The sequence below is a fragment of the Chryseobacterium sp. Mn2064 genome, from assembly GCF_049319685.1.
In the GTDB taxonomy this organism is placed as follows: domain Bacteria; phylum Bacteroidota; class Bacteroidia; order Flavobacteriales; family Weeksellaceae; genus Chryseobacterium.
The window spans coordinates 290,298-309,856 of record NZ_JBMOUE010000003.1 but is presented as its reverse complement, the minus strand read 5'-3'; the positions used below and the strand labels follow the sequence as shown (position 1 = coordinate 309,856).

Below are 19,559 nucleotides of genomic sequence, written 5' to 3'. Positions count from 1 at the left end.
ATGAGTAACCAGCTTTATATCAACGAAATTAAAGACCTTTTTGATGCAGTACAGAGATCCAAAATCTTTGAAGATCAAAAAATGATGACGGATGCAGTTCCTTTGTTTCCTGTTTCTAAGATTAATGAAGATTATCAGCAGTTAAAAGATACTGAAGGTTTCGACCTGAAGAGCTTTGTAATGAGCCATTTTGATTTTCTTGGAGCCAGAGTTTCTATTCATAGAGAAGAACATCTTCCCATTGAAAAACATATTGAAAAACTGTGGGACGAACTTACCCGTACAGCATATGAAGAAAAAGGAACTCTTTTGAAATTACCAAAACCTTATATCGTTCCGGGAGGACGTTTCAATGAGTTTTTTTACTGGGACAGCTATTTTATAATGCTGGGTCTTAAGGTTTCCGGTAGAGTAGAAATGATGGAGAATATTGTTGAAAACTGCTCTTACCTGATCCAAAATGTTGGCTTTGTTCCCAATGCGAGCAGAACTCATTTTTTGAGCCGTTCACAGCCTCCTTATTTTTCTTTGATGTTGGATCTGCTTGTTGAAACGACTCAGAATGAAAACCTGTATATTCAATATCATGATACTTTAGAAAAGGAATATGCATTTTGGATGAATGGAGAAGAGGATGTTGAAAAAGGTTCTGGCATAAAGAGAGTGGTGAGAACAATTCAAGGTGATATTCTGAATCGTTACTATGATGCAGAAAATGCCCCTCGTCCTGAAAGTTACTTAATCGATATTGAAGATAAAGAAAATGCTTCAGGAGAAGAATTTTACAGAAATATAAGAAGTGGCTGCGAATCTGGGTGGGATTTTTCCAGCCGTTGGTTTGCAGACGGAGAAAATATACAGACGATAGAAACGCTGAACCTTGCTGAAGTTGATTTGAACTGTCTTTTATGGCATTTGGAGTCTACTTTAGCAAAATCATCAGCCCTTCAGAATCGTACTGAAAAAGAAAATTATTTCATTGAAAGAGCAGCAAAGCGAAGACAGATGATCAACCAATACTTCTGGGATGAAAATACGGAAATGTACAAAGATTATCATATTATAAAAAACACAAAAACACCGTCTGAACATATTGCTGCTCTTTACCCTTTATTCCTTGGAATAGCAGATGATCAACAGGCAGAAGCTGTAGCAAAAGCTGTTTCGGAGAAGTTTTTATACCAGGGAGGTTTGGTGACGACTACCAAAAAATCGGGACAGCAGTGGGATTTACCCAATGCCTGGGCACCTTATCAATGGCTTGGCTTTAAAGCAATGAAAAATTACGGATTCGATGATCTGGCAGAAAAAATTAAAAACAACTGGTGTTCTAATGTAGAAAGAGTCTACAAAAACACAGGAAAGTTGATGGAAAAATACAACGCATTAGATACAGAAACAATAGCAGGCGGAGGGGAATACCCTAATCAGGATGGATTTGGTTGGACAAATGGAGTGTATTTGCAATTACAACAAAACTGAAACTAACAATAAAAAAATCAAGGCTATGAAAAAAAAATCAATCTTTTTAATCGCCGCAACAGCTACATTATACTTTAATAATGCTTATGCGCAGGAAACACCGCAGGATTCTGCAAAAGTTTCTTCTATCGATCAGATTGTAATCACAGGAAACTCAAATCCAAAGAAAAAAATAGAATCCAGTACTGCGATCTCCACATTCAGTTCTAAGGAAATTCAAAAGCAAAACCCAATCAGTGCTGCTGCTTTATTGCAGAGAGTGCCAGGGTTTGCGGTGGAAACTTCAGGAGGTGAAGTAGGAAATAACCTTTTTGCAAGAGGTATTCCTTCTGCCGGTGCGTATGAATTTGTACAGGTGCAGGAAGATGGTCTTCCGGTATTTGAAGATGGAGCACTTCAATTTGCCAATGCGGATAATTTCTTCCGTGTAGATAATTCGATAAGCCGTCTGGAAGCTTTAAGAGGAGGTTCCGGTTCAATTTATGCTAATAACTCTCCGGGAGGTCTTATCAACTTTATTACAAAAGAAGGAGGTAACGAGTTTAAAGGAACGGCAAAACTGGAAACCAGTACTTATGGTTTGATGCGTACTGATCTTAACTTGGGAGGTGCTTTAGTAAAAGATAAATTGTTTTTTAATGTCGGTGGTTTTTACAGAACCGATGACGGAATCCGAAAAACAGGATTTAAAGCCAATAACGGAGGACAGGTGAGAATGAATCTTAAATATGTCTTCGATAAAGGGTATGCTAAAGTATATTACAAAAAACTGGATGACAGAAATACCTTCTTTTTACCTATTCCTTTAACGCAGGATGGAGATAAATTAAAAGGATTTAACGGATTTGATCCTAATTATGGAACCTACAGCTACAGAGCAATCAGCCAGTTGAATATTCCTCAGGCCGGAGGTGGTTTTTTTAACAGAAATCTGGAAGATGGGATTCACCCAAGAGTAGATGTACTTGGAGCTGAATTTAAATACGATCTTGGACATAATATCAGTGTTTTGAACAAAACCAGATATACCAATATTGATATGAATTATACAGGAATCTTCCCTGCGGGAGGTCCAAAATCAGCAGCTCAGTTTGCCCAGGATAAAGGGATTACCGGAAACAATTACCAGTATTCGTTAGTCAGTACAGGAGGTGTTGTAAATCCTGCCAATGTTCAGGAACTCGGTTTTTGGGCTATTGACAAAAAGATGAATAATTTTGTGAATGACCTTCAATTCAATTATAAATTTGATAAAGGAAATATTACCGCAGGATTTTATAAATCTAACTGGAAATCTCAGCAATACTGGAATTGGAGTAATATTCTTACTACCGCAACAGATCGTCCCGAGCTGCTAAATCTTGTAGATACTTCTCTTACTCCTAATGATAATGGATATTCTAAAACCTACAATGGGGTTACCAATATGTCTTTCCTTATCAGAAATTCTCAAATTCAGGGAAGTTTGAACGATATATACTTGAATTTTGATTATAATATTACAGATGCATGGAGCTTCAATGCAGGGATGCGTTACAGTCGTGACTATTATAAAGGATACGGAGTGAATACAACAACAGCTAACCTGAACAATTCCGGATTAACAACTGATGGAGTTCATAGTTTTGCCACTACAACAGCAGATGATAATATGGCTGTTCTCGGAAATAAATATACCTATTGGAATTATGATGTAAACAGAGTTTCTTATACAGTGGCTACTAATTATAAGATCAATAGAGAAAATGCAGTATATGCCAGATTTTCCAATGGTTTCAGATCTCCAAATGAAGAAGCATATTATAATAATATGACAAATCTGAGCCAAATAAAACCTGTGGAAACCAATCAATTGGAAATTGGGTACAAATACTATTCGCGTACATTTGATATTGCTGTGATTCCATTTTATTCTGCACTGAAGAATCTTTCCTTTACCGATGTATATTCCAACGGAACTTCAGAAAATAAATTTGCGAATACAACCAATCTTGGGGTAGAAATTGAAGGATATACCAGATTATTTAATAATATCTTAGAAATAGCGTTTAATGGAACAATCCAGAATCCGAAATATAAAGATTTTACAGGGCGAAATGCAGACGGAACAACTTTCGATTATGATGGAAATGTGGTAAGAAGAATTCCGAAATTCTATTTCAATATTTCTCCGGCTGTTAATATCACCAAAGAATGGAGAGCTTACGTAAGTATGAATTATTATGGAAAACGCTTCCAGAACGAAGGGAACACAGATGATAACATTTTGCCTTCGTTTACAGAATTTGGAGCCGGAATGTCTTATCAGTTAGGAAAAATACGCTTTGCTGTAGACGGAACCAATATCTTTAATACGATCGGTATTACAGAAGGAGATCCAAGATCACAAACCGTATCGGGAAATATCAGAATGGCCAGACCAATTATGGGAGCGGCTGCAAGAGCTTCTATTACTTTAGACTTCTAAATCTATTTCTTTATAACAGAGAAAGCCGTCAGAAATTTTTCTGGCGGTTTTTTTTTATCAAATGTAAAGAAAGCTGTTATTTCATCCCAATTCCTTTTGGTTAAAGGGTGAAAGTAGTTGTCAAATTCGTACCGAATATCAATATTTTCATATTGACATATCTGTTGAATTCCCTCTATTAATCCTGTTAAAATTAGATTTTTTACTTCAGAATCCGCGTCATGAAGAATCAGCTCAACATTATCAAAAAATAAATGAAGATCTTTCGTTTTTTTCTGCTGAAATAGTTTTACTACAAAACCACCTATCGCTGTCATATCAAAATACATAAGACGAAGTTGGTTATTTTTGTATTCCTCATCAAAATAGTCATTCCAGCTTTCTTTTATATAAGATGAACTTGATAATAAGAGTTCAAATACATTATCAATTTGCTGTATGTTGTATGCTTTATTCATACGATGGTCATTTGTTTTTATTTTCCACACCAGATTCTAATGCTTCCACTTCCCATTAAATTTACCATTGCAGAATGCTCCGTCACCTTTTGCTAAAATCTCACAATCCGGAAGATCGCGAGATAGTTGTAAAAGACCTTCAAATGTGTAGTTATCTTTCCTGACGTCAATGATAAGTTTTTCCAGGTATTTTAAAGCCGTTAATTTTTTCAATCCCTTTTGTGTGATAGATGTTTCCTGAATTTGCAGATCCAGCAAAAGATCTAATTCTATCAAATGTGGGATGCATTCGTCTGTTAGCTGCAGGTTATCTTTTAATCGAAGGTGTTGAAGTAATGTTATATTCTGTAAATATTTAAGGCCATCATTTGTGATTTCAGTGTCCTGTAAATTCAAATTGTAAATTCTTCTGCAATTTGATATATGAGCCAAACCTTCGTCATTGAGGTTTGTATTGGTAAAAGTGGCAGATGTAAGATTAGGAAAGTGTTTCAGATAAGATAACTCATTGAAATTTGTTAAGGACTCTCCCCATTCCAGCGAGAAGTGCTCAGAGTTTATATCATAGTAACGATTTCCTATTTTTATCGAGTTTTCCATTAATGATTATTGACATGTTTAAAATAAAAATACCCTGTTTGTAAAGAAATATATTGAACATTTCCTTAAAACAGGGTTTAATTTTTATAATATTACGAATAGTAATTTTTACTTTAAAAATGGATTGTACTGCTTTTCGAAACCAATCGATGTAGGATTTCCATGTCCGGAAAATACCTGTGTATCATTGTCTAATACAAAAAGTTTTGTCTTGATTCCGTTGATAAGCTGATCATAATTTCCTTTATACAAATCTGTTCTTCCAATGCTTCCTTCAAACAAAACATCTCCGGAAATCATGAATTTTTGATTTTCATTATGATAAACCACACTTCCAGGAGAATGCCCCGGAACATGATAAATTTTGAATTTTTCCCCATCCAGTTCAAGCTCATCGCCTTCCTGTACATACTTTACTTCTACATTTACAGGATCGATCTTCATACCAAAACGTACACCACTTGCCTGAAGCATATCCAATACTTCCTGATCTTCCTGGTGCAGGGTTACCGGTACTTTAAATGTATCAAAAGCCCATTGAAGCCCAAGAATATGATCAATATGAGCGTGCGTCAAAAGAATCTTTTGAATGTTCAACCCATTTTCAGTAATGAAGTTACTGATTGCCTGAGTTTCCTGTGGACTCATATTTCCCGGATCAATTAACCAGGCGTTTTTATTTTCGTTATAAATGATATAAGTATTTTCGCTTGCAAAATTGAATACGAAGCCTTGAATCTGGAGCATACTTTGAATATTTTTTATTCAAAAATACGATATTATTAAGAAAATGGCTATTTTTCGTTATCTTCGTCATAATGAAAACTTTGCGAATACTCTTACTCTCTTTGGGTGGGCTGGTTTTTGGACAGAAGATCCAAAGTATTCAGCTGTTCAATCCCCAAACCAATGACGAAACTCCCGTAATTAAGCAGGGAGAACAACTGGTTTTAAGCTTTGATGATCTTAACAATGGCAGTGAAATTTACAGGTATACCATCAAGCATTATGACAGAAACTGGAATGATGATAACCTTTTCTTTACAGAATTTGCCACCGGAAGTATGAATGCGCTTCTTGATCAGTTTCAATATTCCTTCAATACATTGCAGGCATACACTCACTATAAGCTTACCTTTCCCAATGATAAGATACAACCCAAAATTTCAGGAAACTATGAACTGATTGTGTATAAAGATTCTGTGGACAAACCGCTTTTCAAAAGAAGATTCTATTTAGTGGAAAACGGGGTTTCTATGGCATTGAATATCTCAAGAATTGCTGATGCCAAAAATCCTAATATCAACCAGAGGGTAGAAGTAAAGGCAAGTCCTGCAGGAGGAGATATTTCGTCAAATGTTAACTCAATCACTCTAAACGTGATGCAGAATAACAATCCGAATATGATGATCACCAATCAGAAGGCAAGTGCAGTTTTAGGAAACCAAATTCTTTTCCAACAGATGAATCTTGCTTTTCCGGGTGATAATGAATTTTATTATTTCGATAATAAAAATATGAATATGGCGGCAGATATGGTGAGAGCAACAGAAATCAAAGATGATACAAATCAAACCTATCTACATCCGGTGTGGGCCTTTCCTTTAAATTATCAATATCAACCCGACGTAAACGGTGCTTGGTATTATAGAAGAAATGATTTGGGAAGAGAAAGAGATGCCGAAAGAGAAGCAGATTATTCATGGGTGTATTTCTATCTCGATTCAGATCCTGTAGATAAAGAAATTTATGTATTGGGAGGATTCAATAATTTTCTTCCGAGTAAAGAAAATCAGATGCAGTATGATGCTGCTACCAAGCAATATGTAGCCAGAATATATTTAAAGCAAGGTTTCTACAACTATGTTCTGGCGACTAAAGAAGGCAACGGGTCTTTAAACTTTGGAGAAGTAAACGGTAATTTCTGGCAAACCGAAAACTTATACCAGGCGTTTTTATATTATGCTCCTTTTGGAAGAAATTATGATGGATTGATAGGATATGGAGAATTCCGAACACCTATAGGTAATAAGCGGTAATATTTTATTTAAAAACCAGTTACTTGTAGTAATTATAAAACAGGCTATCTCTTTGGAGGTAGCCTTTATTTTATGCATGATTTTTAAAAATATGAGGAAATTTATTCTTGAAATATTTTAATGCACAATGATGTGAAAAAAAATAATTCACAAAATTTTGATTTTAATTAAATATATTAATTAGAAATATTTATTGTAGTAAAATTATCTTTAAAATATTTTCTTCTTTTTAAAATCATCATTATGGTTTATTTATTGATTTATTTTTTCTATTGAATTTTGTTTAATAAAAAAGCGTTTATGTTGTGAAAGTTTATAAATTCGTATCCACAACCAACCAAATATTATTATGAAACTAAAATTTATCTTAGTAGCCAATGTTGCTGCCTGTTCTTTTGTTTTTGCACAAAACACGCCTTCAAAATTAGTTCCGGGTACAAGTGGATTACATGCAGAATTTTTACGATTCGAGAAAGATGCTCCTACGTTCCAGGGAAGTCCTGTTTTGTTTGATGAAGCTTCTCAAAGACTTTCGCAAGGCCAGGCCCGAAAATTGGGCCAGGAAAAAGATGAACTGGGATTTGAAACCCATCGTTTTCAGCAGACCATTAATGATATTCCTGTAGAGTACGGGATGATGGCTGTACAAACCAGAGATGGTAAAATTGTAGGCGAAACAGGAAAATGGATTTTACAGGCTTCAAAATCTGTGGAGAAAAAAGCCAATATTTCTGAGAAGGTAGCTTTGCAGAATGCTTTGTCATTTGTAGGAGCAGAAACCTATAAATGGCAGAACAAAGAAGAGGAAGATTTTATTAAAAAAGAATCTAATGATGATAAAGCAACCTTCACTCCAAAGGGTGAAATGGTGTATTATTCAGATCCGACAGATGAAAAACTGAATGATTTGAAACTGGCTTACAAATTTGATATTTATTCAGAAAAACCATTAGGAAGACAATATGTATATGTAGACGCCAAAAACGGTAAAATTTTAGGAGTAAATGCTTTGATCCATGATGTGAATAGCCCGGGAACAGCCGTTACCGCTTACAGTGGAACCCGAAATATAACCACCGATTCTTACAATGGCAGTTATCGCTTGAGAGAAACCGGAAGAAACGGAGGAACAGCAGTAGAAACCTATAATTTGAAAAAAGGAACCAGCTACGCTTCTGCCGTAGATTTTACAGATACTGATAACAACTGGAATAACGTGAATACCAATAAAGATCAGTATGCTACAGATGCTCACTGGGGAGCGGAAATGACAGTAGATTATTTTTATACAAAATTCGGAAGAAAAAGTATAGATAATAACAATTTTGCTATCAAATCTTATGTACACTATTCAACCAATTACTTTAATGCTTTCTGGGATGGCTCTAGAATGACGTATGGTGATGGAAGCTCTAGTACCAACGGAGGGAAGCCATTAACAGCAATTGATGTTTGCGGTCATGAAATTACCCATGGAATGACTTCTAAAACAGCCAATCTTGTGTATCAAAGAGAACCGGGAGCTTTGAATGAAGGCTTCTCAGATATCTTTGGAAATACTATCGAACGTTGGGCAAGACCTACGCAGGCAAGCTGGACACTGGGCGAAGATTTCAGCTATGTCATTAGAAATATGGCGAATCCTAATGCCTATGGACAGCCAGATACGTATTTGGGAACTTACTGGAAGACAGCTACAACTTCAGGATGTGCCACCCCAACTCAGGCTAATGATTATTGTGGAGTTCATACCAATTCTGGAGTACTCAACTTCTGGTATTACTTACTGGTAACGGGAGGATCGGGAACCAATGATAAAGGCTTTGCTTATAATGTTTCTGCTATCGGTTTGGATAAAGCAGCAGCTATTGCTTACAGAACTTTAACCAGCTATTTGACTTCTACATCTACCTATGCAAATACAAGAACATCTTCTCTTCAGGCAGCTGCAGATTTATATGGAGCAGGCAGTAATGAAGTAAAGCAAGTTACCAACGCATGGAACGCTGTAGGTGTTGGTGGAGGAACATCTGCGGCAGGAAAAGCAGCAGTAGCTGAAGCGCCTCTTTTTGCGATAAGTCCAAACCCGGCTACAGACAGATTTACCATTAGCTTTGAAGGTAAAGAAGGAAAAGGAACTGTAGAATTGATCAATTTATCCGGTAAAAGAGAAATTTCTGAAAAAGTAGAAATTGTGGATGGAATGAACAAAATTAATATACAACTTCCTTCTCATATTGTTTCAGGAGTTTACATCGTCATGGTAAATGGGCAGAAAGCAGGAAACCTTATTAAAAAATAAACCGAATCTTTATTTAATATATTTTAGTAAAAAGGCCGCGGGATTTTCCCGCGGCCTTTTGTTTATTTTTAAAGAAAATAAATGTATTCTAAACCAAATAGAAATCATTCAATTTCTCTTCACAAAGAATCTTAACTACATCTATCCATCGGTCTTCATCATTCAGACAAGGAATATAATGGAAGTTTTCACCTCCACCATGAATAAACTGTTCTTTCCCTTCTACAGAAATTTCTTCCAATGTTTCAAGACAGTCGGAAACAAAAGCCGGGCATACAACCGCTAGATTTTTTACTCCCTTTTTAGGGATCGTTTCCAGGGTTTCATCCGTGTAAGGCTCTATCCATTTATCTTTTCCTAGCCTTGACTGGAAAGACACAATTGTTTTTTCCTTAGGAAGTCCCATTTTAGCAATCACAGCTTCCGTAGTTTTATAACACTGGTGTCTGTAGCAGTAAGCATTATGAGTATCTACCTGGCTGTTGATACAGTTGGCGTCATCAATTTTACAGGTTTTTGAAGGATCTGTCTTGTAAATGTGCCTTTCCGGAACTCCGTGATAAGAAAACTGTAGCGCATCGAAATTTTCAGGAAGCTTCTCCTTAATACTTTCAGCAAGACAGTTAATATAAATATCTCTGTTATAGAAAGGTTGAATATAATTGATCTTTACCTTTGGAAACTTCTTTTTTCTTACTTCTTCGGCTTTTTCAATAACCGTTTCCGTTGTACTCATCGCATACTGCGGATACAGAGGGAAAAGAACGATTTCGTTAATACCCTGATCTACTAATTTTTGAATTCCGGTTTCTATGCTTGGTTCGGCATATCTCATCCCGATTTCTACAGGAACATCTACTACTTTCTGAAGCTTTTTCTGGATTTTTTCTGTAATCACAATCAGTGGAGAACCTTCATCCGTCCAAACGGTCTTATAGGCTTCTGCAGATTTGGCAGGTCTTGTTTTCAGAATAATTCCCTGAACAAGAAGAGAACGAAAGATCCAGCGGTAATCGATCACTCTTTCGTCCATCAAAAACTCATCAAGATAGTCCTTTACATCATTTACAGCTGTAGATCTCGGTGATCCAAGATTGACCAGTAAAATTCCTTTATTATTCAATATTTTTTATTTTAATGATGAAACAGATTCTGAAAAATCCGTTACCAATTGTAATACTCTGGCAAAGGTATTACTTTCAACTGAGCCATTAGGCTCAAATTTCCCTTTTATTCCTTTTATTAAAAGCTGATGTTGATCATCCATTCTGGCTCCAAGGGTTTTTAAAATTAATAATAATTCCTCATGTCCCTTTTCTCCATTAGCCGAAGCCGTAATCACAGCAACAGGTTTATCAGAAAAAACGGTGGTAGAAACACACCATTCCAATACATTTTTTAATCTGCCGGGAATACTGAAAATATATTCCGGGGTAGAAAATATGATTCCTGCCGCATTGTTAATTTCCTGTCTTATTTTTACCACTTCTTCAGGAGTATCAGAGTCCGTAAGCGAAGTATCAAAGTGGGGAAGAACAGAAAGATCGTTGTAGATGTGAAAGTGGTTTCCTATATTTTTTTCCAATACCTGCTCTATGAGCTTCCGGTTACTGGAATGTTGGGTAGCACTTCCAATAATTACCAAGATCTTCTTTCCGTAATCCATTACTTTTTATCCGTTTACCGCTTCCACTCTTTCTACTAAATCCGGAACGAATTGTTTTAAAATATTTTCAATACCGTTCTTTAAAGTAGCGGTAGAACTTGGGCATCCGGAGCAAGCACCCTGTAAAAGCATTTTTGCCGTTTTGTTAGCCTGATCATATTCCATTAAAGAAATTTTTCCACCATCATTTTCTACGGCTGGAGCTACATATTCATTTAAAATATCAGAAATTTTCTGCTCATCTTCCGTATAATCTCTGTTGATGATCTTTTCAACAGGATTTTCGTGTTTCTGAGGTTCTACTTTTGAAATTTCTCCTCCATTTTGAAGATATTCAGCAATAAGAGCACGAACGGACATCATTACTTGGTGCCATTCTACAGAATTATCTCTGGTAACAGCTACGAAATTGTCAGAAATAAAAGCTTCCGTTGCAAAGTCGAACTCATTAAAGATAGCCTGTGCCAAAGGAACATCCCCAGCAGCATCTCTTGATTTTACTTCCACAAAACCTTCCATAAGCAATTTGTTGGAAACAAACTTCATTACATTCGGGTTCGGAGTCATTTCAGCATAGATCTGATACATTTCTTTTTTCTTCTGAAGATAAATTCTTGGATTAGCCAATAATTCATCCTCAATCACATTTTTCAGACTTTCAGCTACATGTTCCCAATCAATAGTATCCTGTTTAGCCACTGCTACAAAATTAGCGGTGATGAAAATTCTTTCCACAAAAGGATAATTGAAAAGCTCCTGTGCCAAAGGAATTTCTGAGATATCTGAATCTCTGTCCAGTTCTAAAGACCCCGGGATCAGATTGTAATCAGCTACAAACTTCATCACTTTCGGGTTTTCAGTAGGTTCTATAAGTACGGTACGCATTTTTTCGTTAAATTTGAGATACAAAAATACGCATTAGAAGTTAGAAGCTGAAAATTGGGAGTTAGATTTTTGCTATCGCTTTAATTTAGAAGTTAGATACTAAAAATTAGGAGGTACACAATCATCATTTTCAAAACAAGCTTATTTTAAATTTTCAAATTAAAACTATGGCACTTGTAAAAAAACTTTTAGGAAAAATACCACAGATCGGAGAGAATACCTTTTTAGCTGAAACAGCTACTATTATCGGAGACGTTACTATGGGAAAAGACTGTAGTGTTTGGTATAATGCAGTAATCCGTGGAGATGTTCATTACATCAAAATGGGAGATAAGGTGAATGTTCAGGATAATGCAATGTTGCATTGTACTTATCAGAAACACCCTTTGAACATTGGAAACAATGTGTCCATTGGACATAATGCGATAGTTCACGGATGCACGATCAAAGATAATGTACTGATCGGGATGGGTGCTATTGTGATGGATGATTGTCTGGTAGAAGAAAACTCTATTGTAGGAGCTGGTTCTGTAGTTACTCAGGGAACACACATCAAATCGGGAGAAGTTTGGGGTGGAGTTCCTGCTAGAAAAATAAAAGATATCAATGCTCAGTTGTTAGAAGGCGAAGTCAATAGAATTGCAGATAACTATGTGAAATATTCTTCCTGGTATAAAGAGAATGTTAAAGACCATGAGTTGTAGGGTAGAAGAGTTTGAGTGGGAGTAGGGTGAATTGTATGAGGAAACTTACTCTATAATTTATTGTCACTATTAGAAATTACCTATAAATTCTTTTTAGCCGAATTTAATAAGACAAAAAATACAAAAGCTCCCTTATAATAACGGAGCTTTTGTCGATTTGATATTGAACCTTTGCTTTATTTTTTATCATCGTCCGGAGTAATCATCCTGATCTTTCCCTTGATACATTTAAGGGAAGTTGGAGGCACTACTACAGCACAATCTGAAGCGATATTATACTTTTCGTTGAAAACTCTGACTTTATCAGTATATTCATTTACTCTTGCCAGGAAAGAAGCTTCTATTTTTTTTGGATAAGCAATATACTGTTGAGGGCCACCGCAAGATTTAACACCCATTGGAGCAAAAGCCCAATCACTGGCATCTGTACATTTTTCTCCCGACACTTCAGATTCTATGGACGCCTTTATTTTATCCAACTGAGCCTGATCATATTTCTGACTGTCTTCATCAGCAGGTCGGTCTGCAATATCAACAGGAAGATTGGTGTTGAAATTTCTTGAACTTGTACAAGAAACTAAACTGATTGTAGTACATAATACTATAGAGGAAATAGAAAGTAAAAAATTTTTCACAATAGACTTTTTTCTTTTTAAGAATTTTCAAAATTGATGCCAAGGTAAGAAATTCAATTGATTTCCGTATTTTTGACGACGATGAACAATCATTTTTTTGACTTATTAGAGTACACCAACAGAAGCGTTTTTCTGACCGGGAAAGCTGGTACAGGGAAAACCACATTTCTTAATGATTTTGTAAGACGAACAAAAAAGAAACACATTGTGGTCGCTCCTACAGGGATCGCAGCCATTAATGCAGGAGGAGTTACCATTCACTCCATGTTCGGATTGCCGTTGAGAACCTTTCTTCCTACTACAGAAAGGATAGATACCAGTTTGGCCAATAATATTGCCGATCTGATGCCTCATTTTAAATATAGAAAAGATAAACTGAAGCTTTTAAGAGAAGTTGAAATCATCATCATTGATGAGGTTTCCATGTTGAGAGCCGATGTTTTGGATATGATGGATTTTTCTTTACGATTTATCAGAAGAAACAATCAGAGATTTGGTGGTGTACAGATGCTGTTTATAGGAGATTTGTTTCAGCTGCCGCCAGTGGTGAGAGATGAGCATATCCTGAAAATGTATTACAATTCTCCATTCTTTTTCGACAGCCATGCGATTAAAGATATTCCAATTGTTACCATCGAGCTTACCAAAGTATATCGTCAGTCCGATGAGGAATTCCTTGAAATTCTGAATGCCATTCGTGACGGAGATGTGGCCAATATAGATTTTGATCATCTTAATGAAAGATATGACCCAGATTTTGATATGGGCAAAGAATCTTATGTCTATTTGTGCTCTCACAATAAAATGGCCGATGAGATCAATCAGGAGAAATTGGCCGAGATTAAGGTGGATGCTCAAACTTATGAAGCAAAGCTTGTTGGTGATTTTAAAGAAAACCAATTCCCTAACGAACAGTTTTTAGACCTGAAAATTGGGGCACAGATTATGTTCATCAGAAATGATATTTCCGGAGAAAAAAAATATTTCAACGGAAAGCTGGGTGAAATTATTGGTCTGGACGAAAACGAAATTCGTGTAGTTCTTGATGAAAGCGAAAGAGAAATTGTCGTAAAAAGAGAAACCTGGGAGCAGAAAAAATACTTCCTCGATACAGATAAAAACATCAAAGAAGAAGTGTTGGGAAGTTTTGAACAGTTTCCGATAAAGCTGGCATGGGCGGTTACCATTCATAAAAGTCAGGGACTTACTTTTGATAAAGTGATTATTGATGCCGGGAAAAGTTTTACAGCCGGTCAGGTATATGTAGCACTTTCCCGTTGCAGAACACTGGAAGGAATTGTGTTAAAATCGAAAATCACCCCGGAAGTTATTTTTAAAGACGAAAGAATTCTGCATTTTCACACGGACACCGTAGCCAATGACCATGTAGAAACTATTCTGAATCAGGAAAAATATGATTACAGCATCCGAAAAGTACTTCGTACAGTAGATTGTATGTGGTTTTTAAAAGAAGTTGAAGATTGGAATAATCTTTCAATTGTTACCAAAAATATTGATCATGTTAAAACGAAACAGTTATATCTTCAACTGAAACATGAAGCTGTAAATCTTGGAAAAATATTTGAAAAACTGGAACGTATCATTTTCCAGAAGGTTAATAATTTTATCGTTAAAAAAGAAGAATGGTCCGAAATAGAAAGTAAATCAAAAGGAGCCGTAAATTTCTTTTTTACAGAAACCAGAAATAAAATATTTGATCCTCTCAAAGAATTTTACGCCGAAATTAAAGGAGCAAAAGGGTTAAAGCAATATAACGAAGAATTTAAAAGCTGGCTGGAAGATATTGAAGAATATCTGAACAGTTTAAAAGAGGTACACCTTCTTGAAACTAAACTTTTAGATGAAAAAAATGATAAGGAAATCACTCTTAACATTGCTAAAGTACCGTCACAGGTGTTAACCTTCCAACTCTTTGAACAAGGCAAAACCATCGGAGAAATTGCTTTGGAAAGAGGATTGGTTAAAGAAACTGTTATCGGCCATCTTGCCAAATTTGCAGAACAGGGATTGTTGGATATTTCGAGAGTGATTACTTCAGATAAAATTAAAGCTTTTGAAGAAGAGTTCTATAAAAATCCGCACGAAACCTTAACAGAATGGAAGAATGCGCTGCCAAGTCATTTTGAATTTAATGAGATCAGAATCCTGATCAATCATTTCAATTATAAAAAAGAAAAGAATTCGTAGAGAATTCTTTTCTTTTTTAGGATGAGGCCAGGTTTAAGGGTACATCGTATTGATGGTATTAATATCACCTGTTGTAAAACCAGTTCTGTTATACGTAAAAGTGGTATTGTTGGCTCTTTTAATCGTTGGCAGTCCATTTTTAGAATAAGAATTGGGCCAATACATCATCACAGAATTAATATTGAATGGTCCAATATCTGTACCTGAACTGTAAATATTGAAATTGTAAGCCTGCCCATTCTGAATATTAGCCCATTGAATACTCAGATACTGATCTCTGTCTTTACGGCAATGTTCATGATAAAGACCTACCGTATGTCCCATTTCATGAATAACCGATCCTACGGAAATATACTGATCCAGAGAAATTGTCTGTTTTCCTCCCTGATATCCTATATGAGCCCAGCCATCGGATCCGGTGGAACTTCCGAAAATAAATTCTACATAATTAGACTGATTGGTGCGGGGAATCCATTGGGTGTTGGTTTTACTATTATATTCGTTAACAGCAGTCGTAATTTTGTTAGCATTAATAGAACCCATATTGCCGGCAACCGTATAATAAATCCTGCCACTCGGCCATCTTGAAAAGCTTGCGCCGCCTTTATTGGCCATACCACCTTCTGATAACTGTTGGTCGGAAAGAACAATGTCTCCCTGAAAAAAGTTCATTCCGTTTTTTCTCTCGTAAGTAATGTCCTGTCCATTCAATTTTCCCTGTTTTAAGTTGTCAGCATTGAAGGCGTTGGCTTGTGCTTCGGAGGTCATTTCTTCATTGTTTTTGCTGCAAGACGCTAATATTGTAGTCACAAGAACACTCATAAAGATTGTTTTCCCAGTCATTATCTGCCGCTGAAGCAGACTGTTTAATTGTTTGTTCATATTAAGTTTTTTTAAGATTTGGCATACTAATATAACAAATATTTCTCTTTTTATTGATTTATTTTTGGTTAAATATTTTCTAATTGTTTTTGTTTTTATTAGAATGTAGCCTTATATTTTTCCATTTATATTTAAAGATATTTTCAATAGTTTTTCCCAGAACTGATCGATTGTTTTTATTAATTACAAAAAGTAACTAATGCAGATTTTATGTTTTACATTTGTATGGTTTTTTAAACCCAGATTTAGAATTATGAAATCGATAAAGGAGAACCTATATTTCCTTTAGAAAAAAAGAATATTCCAATATGAAAAATTTTGAAATTTCTGTTTTAGACCTTGCTCCCGTAAAGCAGGGCAAAACCATACATGATACTTTTCAAGATAGCCTTTCTTTAGCCAATCATGCGGAAAGCTTAAATTATAAAAGATTCTGGCTTGCAGAGCACCATAATATGGAAAGTATTGCCAGTTCTGCCACTTCAGTATTAATTGGTTTCATCGCCAATGGAACAAAAAAGATCAGAGTAGGCTCTGGAGGAATTATGCTTCCCAATCACAGTTCTCTGATTATTGCTGAACAATTCGGTACGTTAGAATCTCTATTTCCCGGAAGAATTGATTTGGGACTGGGAAGAGCTCCTGGTACAGATGGTTTAACTGCTCAGGCACTGGGAAGAAATCCTGCAATTATCAATGAACAGTTTCCAAGACAGATTCTTGAACTTCAGAGATATTTCTCAAAAGAAAATTCAGATGCTATGGTAAGAGCAATTCCTGGAGAAGGGTTGGATATTCCACTTTATATCTTGGGGTCCAGTACGGATAGTGCGTGGTTAGCTGCCGAACTTGGTTTACCTTATGCCTTTGCAGGTCATTTTGCTCCTGAGCAGATGGAAATGGCTTTTAAAATATACAGGGAACATTTTGAACCCTCAAAATATGCAGATAAACCTTATATCATTGCCTGCGTAAATGGTGTTGCTGCCGAAACTTCGGAAGAAGCACATAAAATTTCCACGACTTTATTTCAGGCTTTTATCAATATTGTGAGAAACGACAGAAAACCTTTTGCTCCGCCGGTAGATGATATGGATGAAATCTGGTCATCAATGGAAAAATCAATGGTTTTACAAAAGCTGAGATATACTTTTATTGGAGATCAGGCGGAGATTCAGCAGAAACTTAAAGATTTCCAGGAAAAGTTTAATGTAGATGAGCTTATGATCAACTCACATATTTATGATCATCAGAAAAGACTGAGATCTTACGAAATTTTCAGAGAGGCTTCAAACACATTATCCAAAGCGTAATAAACCCTTGATATTAATTGGCAGATGCTTATTTTTATGAGTATCTTTGCACAAAATAAAAGTAAAGATGTCTGATATTAAATTAAATACTATTCCGGAGGCAATTGAAGACCTTAGAAATGGTAAAATAATCATAGTAGTAGATGATGAAGACAGAGAAAATGAAGGTGATTTTCTTTGTGCTGCAGAGCTTACGACCCCCGAAATCATCAACTTTATGGCTCTTCATGGAAGAGGGCTTATCTGTATGCCGCTTCCAGAGAAAAGATGTGATGAGCTTGGACTTGAGGTAATGGTAAGCAGAAGCAGCGATCCTAAAGAAACTGCTTTTACCGTTTCTGTTGACCTTTTAGGGAACGGAACTTCTACCGGTATTTCTGCAGGGGACAGAGCAAAAACAATTTTAGCTTTGATGGATGAAAAATCCAAGCCTACAGATTTCATGAGACCTGGTCACATTTTCCCGCTTCGTGCTAGAAAAGGAGGCGTATTGAAAAGAGCAGGACATACAGAAGCTGCTATTGATCTTACTCACCTGGCAGGCTTAAAAGAAGGAGGTGTAATCTGTGAGATTATGAACGAAGACGGAACAATGTCACGTTTACCTGAACTTCATGCTTTTGCTCAGAAACATGATATGAAAATCGTTTCGATTGAAGATTTGATTCATTATCAGCTTAAAAAAGGAAACCTGGTTGAAAGATTGGAAGAGAAGAAAGTAAAAACGCACTATGGTGAGTTTGATTTCTACGCGTTCAGAGAAACTTCTAATGATCAGATTCACTTTGCTTTAACAAAAGGAGCATGGACTGTAGATGAGCCGGTTTTGGTAAGAGTACAGTCTTCAGATTCTTATTTTGATGTATTAACCAGACTTAACAATGGTGAAAAGCCTTTATTGGAGAAAGTAACCAGTATGGTAAATGAAGCAGGAAAAGGAGCAATTATTTTTATCAATAACGTTTCGAATTCTGAAAATACATTAAGAAAACTTCAGCAATTCCTGAACTATCAGGACGGGCAGGAGCAACACCCTACTTTAGCTTACAACTATAGAGATTATGGTATCGGAACTCAGATCTTAAAAAATCTGGGAATCAATAAGTTTAAAGTAATCACTCAAAACCCTAATATCAAACCTCAGGTTGGAGGATATGATGTTGAGGTTACAGAGTTGGTACAATTATAATAAAAGATCATCATAAGTGAATTTTCGCTATAAATGATGATATATAATATTAAAATAAAAGGTTTAGGTTTTTCTAAGCCTTTTATTGTTTTAAAATCATGACTGAATCTTTAAAAAAGCATATCAGAGATTATATTGAAATTTCAGACGAAAGACTGGAAAGATATTGTAATGCTTTTCACCTTCATAAAATAAAGAAAAAAGAATTTCTCTTAAGAGAAGGGAATCTTTGTGAGTTTGAAGGATTTGTGGTGGGCGGATGTTTTAAAGTTTTTCATACCCATCATAATGGTGTTGAGCAGATTCTGTATTTTGGTGTTGAAAACTGGTGGATTTCTGATATTGATAGTTTTATCAATAATATACCGTCAAAACTCAATATTCAGGCGCTTGAAGACAGTGAAATTCTTTTGATTGCAAAAAAAGATAAAGAAATGTTTTTTAGGGAAATGCCGGAAATTGACCGATTGATGAGACTCAAATTCCAGAAATCAATCATTGCATTGCAGCGCAGGATCATTGATAATTTAAGCAAACCCTCCGATGAACGCTATCTTGATTTTCTAAAGGATTATCCCCAAACAGCACATCGTCTTACCAATATTCAGATTGCCTCTTATTTGGGAGTAACGCCGGAATTTATAAGCCGAATCCGCAGAAAAATAGTCAATAAAAGCTGATGTAAACGGAAAGAAATCATAAATAAAAAACCACACAAGTAGTAGAACT

General features: G+C 35.8%; 17 protein-coding genes. 9 read left to right on the top strand and 8 right to left on the bottom strand.

The features are described from left to right. Positions 1-1,482, top strand: a complete 1,482-nt coding sequence (locus ACL9RH_RS13920; RefSeq protein ID WP_422693973.1) for a trehalase family glycosidase — start codon at positions 1-3, stop codon at positions 1,480-1,482. A 25-nt stretch (positions 1,483-1,507) separates the two neighbouring features. Further along, a complete protein-coding gene (locus tag ACL9RH_RS13915) occupies positions 1,508-3,949 on the top strand; it encodes a TonB-dependent receptor (RefSeq protein ID WP_422693972.1) in 2,442 nt (813 codons plus the stop codon). Between the two features lie 2 nt (positions 3,950-3,951). On the opposite strand, the gene ACL9RH_RS13910 is transcribed toward ACL9RH_RS13915, so the two are convergent. From ACL9RH_RS13910 to ACL9RH_RS13900, 3 genes are all read right to left on the bottom strand, one after another. Further along, positions 3,952-4,407: a DUF7674 family protein gene (locus ACL9RH_RS13910; protein ID WP_422693971.1), complete on the bottom strand. Its 456-nt coding sequence runs from the start codon at positions 4,405-4,407 to the stop codon at positions 3,952-3,954. A gap of 36 nt (positions 4,408-4,443) precedes the next feature. After that, on the bottom strand, positions 4,444-5,007 hold the full coding sequence (locus ACL9RH_RS13905; protein WP_422693970.1) for a hypothetical protein: 564 nt from the start codon (positions 5,005-5,007) through the stop codon (positions 4,444-4,446). Between the two features lie 108 nt (positions 5,008-5,115). Next, complete coding sequence (locus ACL9RH_RS13900; protein ID WP_422693969.1) at positions 5,116-5,754, bottom strand: MBL fold metallo-hydrolase; 639 nt, start codon at positions 5,752-5,754, stop codon at positions 5,116-5,118. 71 nt (positions 5,755-5,825) lie between these two features. Here ACL9RH_RS13900 and ACL9RH_RS13895 point away from each other — a divergent pair, with 71 nt between their 5' ends. Next, positions 5,826-7,046, top strand: a complete 1,221-nt coding sequence (locus ACL9RH_RS13895; RefSeq protein WP_422693968.1) for a type IX secretion system plug protein domain-containing protein — start codon at positions 5,826-5,828, stop codon at positions 7,044-7,046. A gap of 349 nt (positions 7,047-7,395) precedes the next feature. Continuing rightward, positions 7,396-9,348, top strand: a complete 1,953-nt coding sequence (locus ACL9RH_RS13890) for a M4 family metallopeptidase (RefSeq protein ID WP_422693967.1) — start codon at positions 7,396-7,398, stop codon at positions 9,346-9,348. Between the two features lie 88 nt (positions 9,349-9,436). Here ACL9RH_RS13890 and hemH read toward each other — a convergent pair whose 3' ends face one another. The 3 genes from hemH to ACL9RH_RS13875 are packed head-to-tail and all read right to left on the bottom strand — an operon-like array spanning position 9,437 to position 11,899. Continuing rightward, entirely contained in the window at positions 9,437-10,471 is a 1,035-nt protein-coding gene (hemH, locus tag ACL9RH_RS13885) for a ferrochelatase (protein ID WP_422693966.1), read from the bottom strand. Positions 10,472-10,477: 6 nt separating this feature from the next. After that, positions 10,478-11,014, bottom strand: a complete 537-nt coding sequence (locus ACL9RH_RS13880; RefSeq protein ID WP_422693965.1) for an NADPH-dependent FMN reductase — start codon at positions 11,012-11,014, stop codon at positions 10,478-10,480. A 6-nt stretch (positions 11,015-11,020) separates the two neighbouring features. After that, positions 11,021-11,899 (bottom strand): NifU family protein, encoded by an 879-nt coding sequence (locus tag ACL9RH_RS13875; protein WP_422693964.1) that lies wholly within the window; start codon positions 11,897-11,899, stop codon positions 11,021-11,023. Positions 11,900-12,066: 167 nt separating this feature from the next. Between ACL9RH_RS13875 and ACL9RH_RS13870 the strand changes: the two genes are divergently transcribed. Continuing rightward, complete coding sequence (locus ACL9RH_RS13870; RefSeq protein WP_422693963.1) at positions 12,067-12,603, top strand: gamma carbonic anhydrase family protein; 537 nt, start codon at positions 12,067-12,069, stop codon at positions 12,601-12,603. A 176-nt stretch (positions 12,604-12,779) separates the two neighbouring features. Here the strand turns inward: ACL9RH_RS13870 and ACL9RH_RS13865 are convergent, their stop codons facing one another. After that, positions 12,780-13,238: a hypothetical protein gene (locus ACL9RH_RS13865; RefSeq protein ID WP_422693962.1), complete on the bottom strand. Its 459-nt coding sequence runs from the start codon at positions 13,236-13,238 to the stop codon at positions 12,780-12,782. An 81-nt stretch (positions 13,239-13,319) separates the two neighbouring features. Here ACL9RH_RS13865 and ACL9RH_RS13860 point away from each other — a divergent pair, with 81 nt between their 5' ends. After that, positions 13,320-15,446 carry a helix-turn-helix domain-containing protein gene (locus ACL9RH_RS13860; RefSeq protein WP_422693961.1) on the top strand — a complete coding sequence of 709 codons (2,127 nt, stop codon included), beginning with the start codon at positions 13,320-13,322 and terminating at the stop codon, positions 15,444-15,446. 33 nt (positions 15,447-15,479) lie between these two features. Here ACL9RH_RS13860 and ACL9RH_RS13855 read toward each other — a convergent pair whose 3' ends face one another. Further along, on the bottom strand, positions 15,480-16,328 hold the full coding sequence (locus tag ACL9RH_RS13855) for a M12 family metallopeptidase (RefSeq protein ID WP_422693960.1): 849 nt from the start codon (positions 16,326-16,328) through the stop codon (positions 15,480-15,482). A gap of 308 nt (positions 16,329-16,636) precedes the next feature. Here ACL9RH_RS13855 and ACL9RH_RS13850 point away from each other — a divergent pair, with 308 nt between their 5' ends. The 3 genes from ACL9RH_RS13850 (at position 16,637) to ACL9RH_RS13840 (ending at position 19,510) form a co-directional block, all read left to right on the top strand. After that, on the top strand, positions 16,637-17,641 hold the full coding sequence (locus ACL9RH_RS13850; RefSeq protein ID WP_422693959.1) for an LLM class flavin-dependent oxidoreductase: 1,005 nt from the start codon (positions 16,637-16,639) through the stop codon (positions 17,639-17,641). A gap of 67 nt (positions 17,642-17,708) precedes the next feature. Continuing rightward, the gene (gene ribB / locus ACL9RH_RS13845) at positions 17,709-18,830 is read left to right on the top strand and encodes a 3,4-dihydroxy-2-butanone-4-phosphate synthase (protein WP_422693958.1); all 1,122 of its coding nucleotides are present in this window, start codon (positions 17,709-17,711) and stop codon (positions 18,828-18,830) included. 98 nt (positions 18,831-18,928) lie between these two features. Further along, positions 18,929-19,510 (top strand): Crp/Fnr family transcriptional regulator, encoded by a 582-nt coding sequence (locus ACL9RH_RS13840; protein ID WP_422693957.1) that lies wholly within the window; start codon positions 18,929-18,931, stop codon positions 19,508-19,510. Positions 19,511-19,559 lie beyond the last annotated feature (49 nt).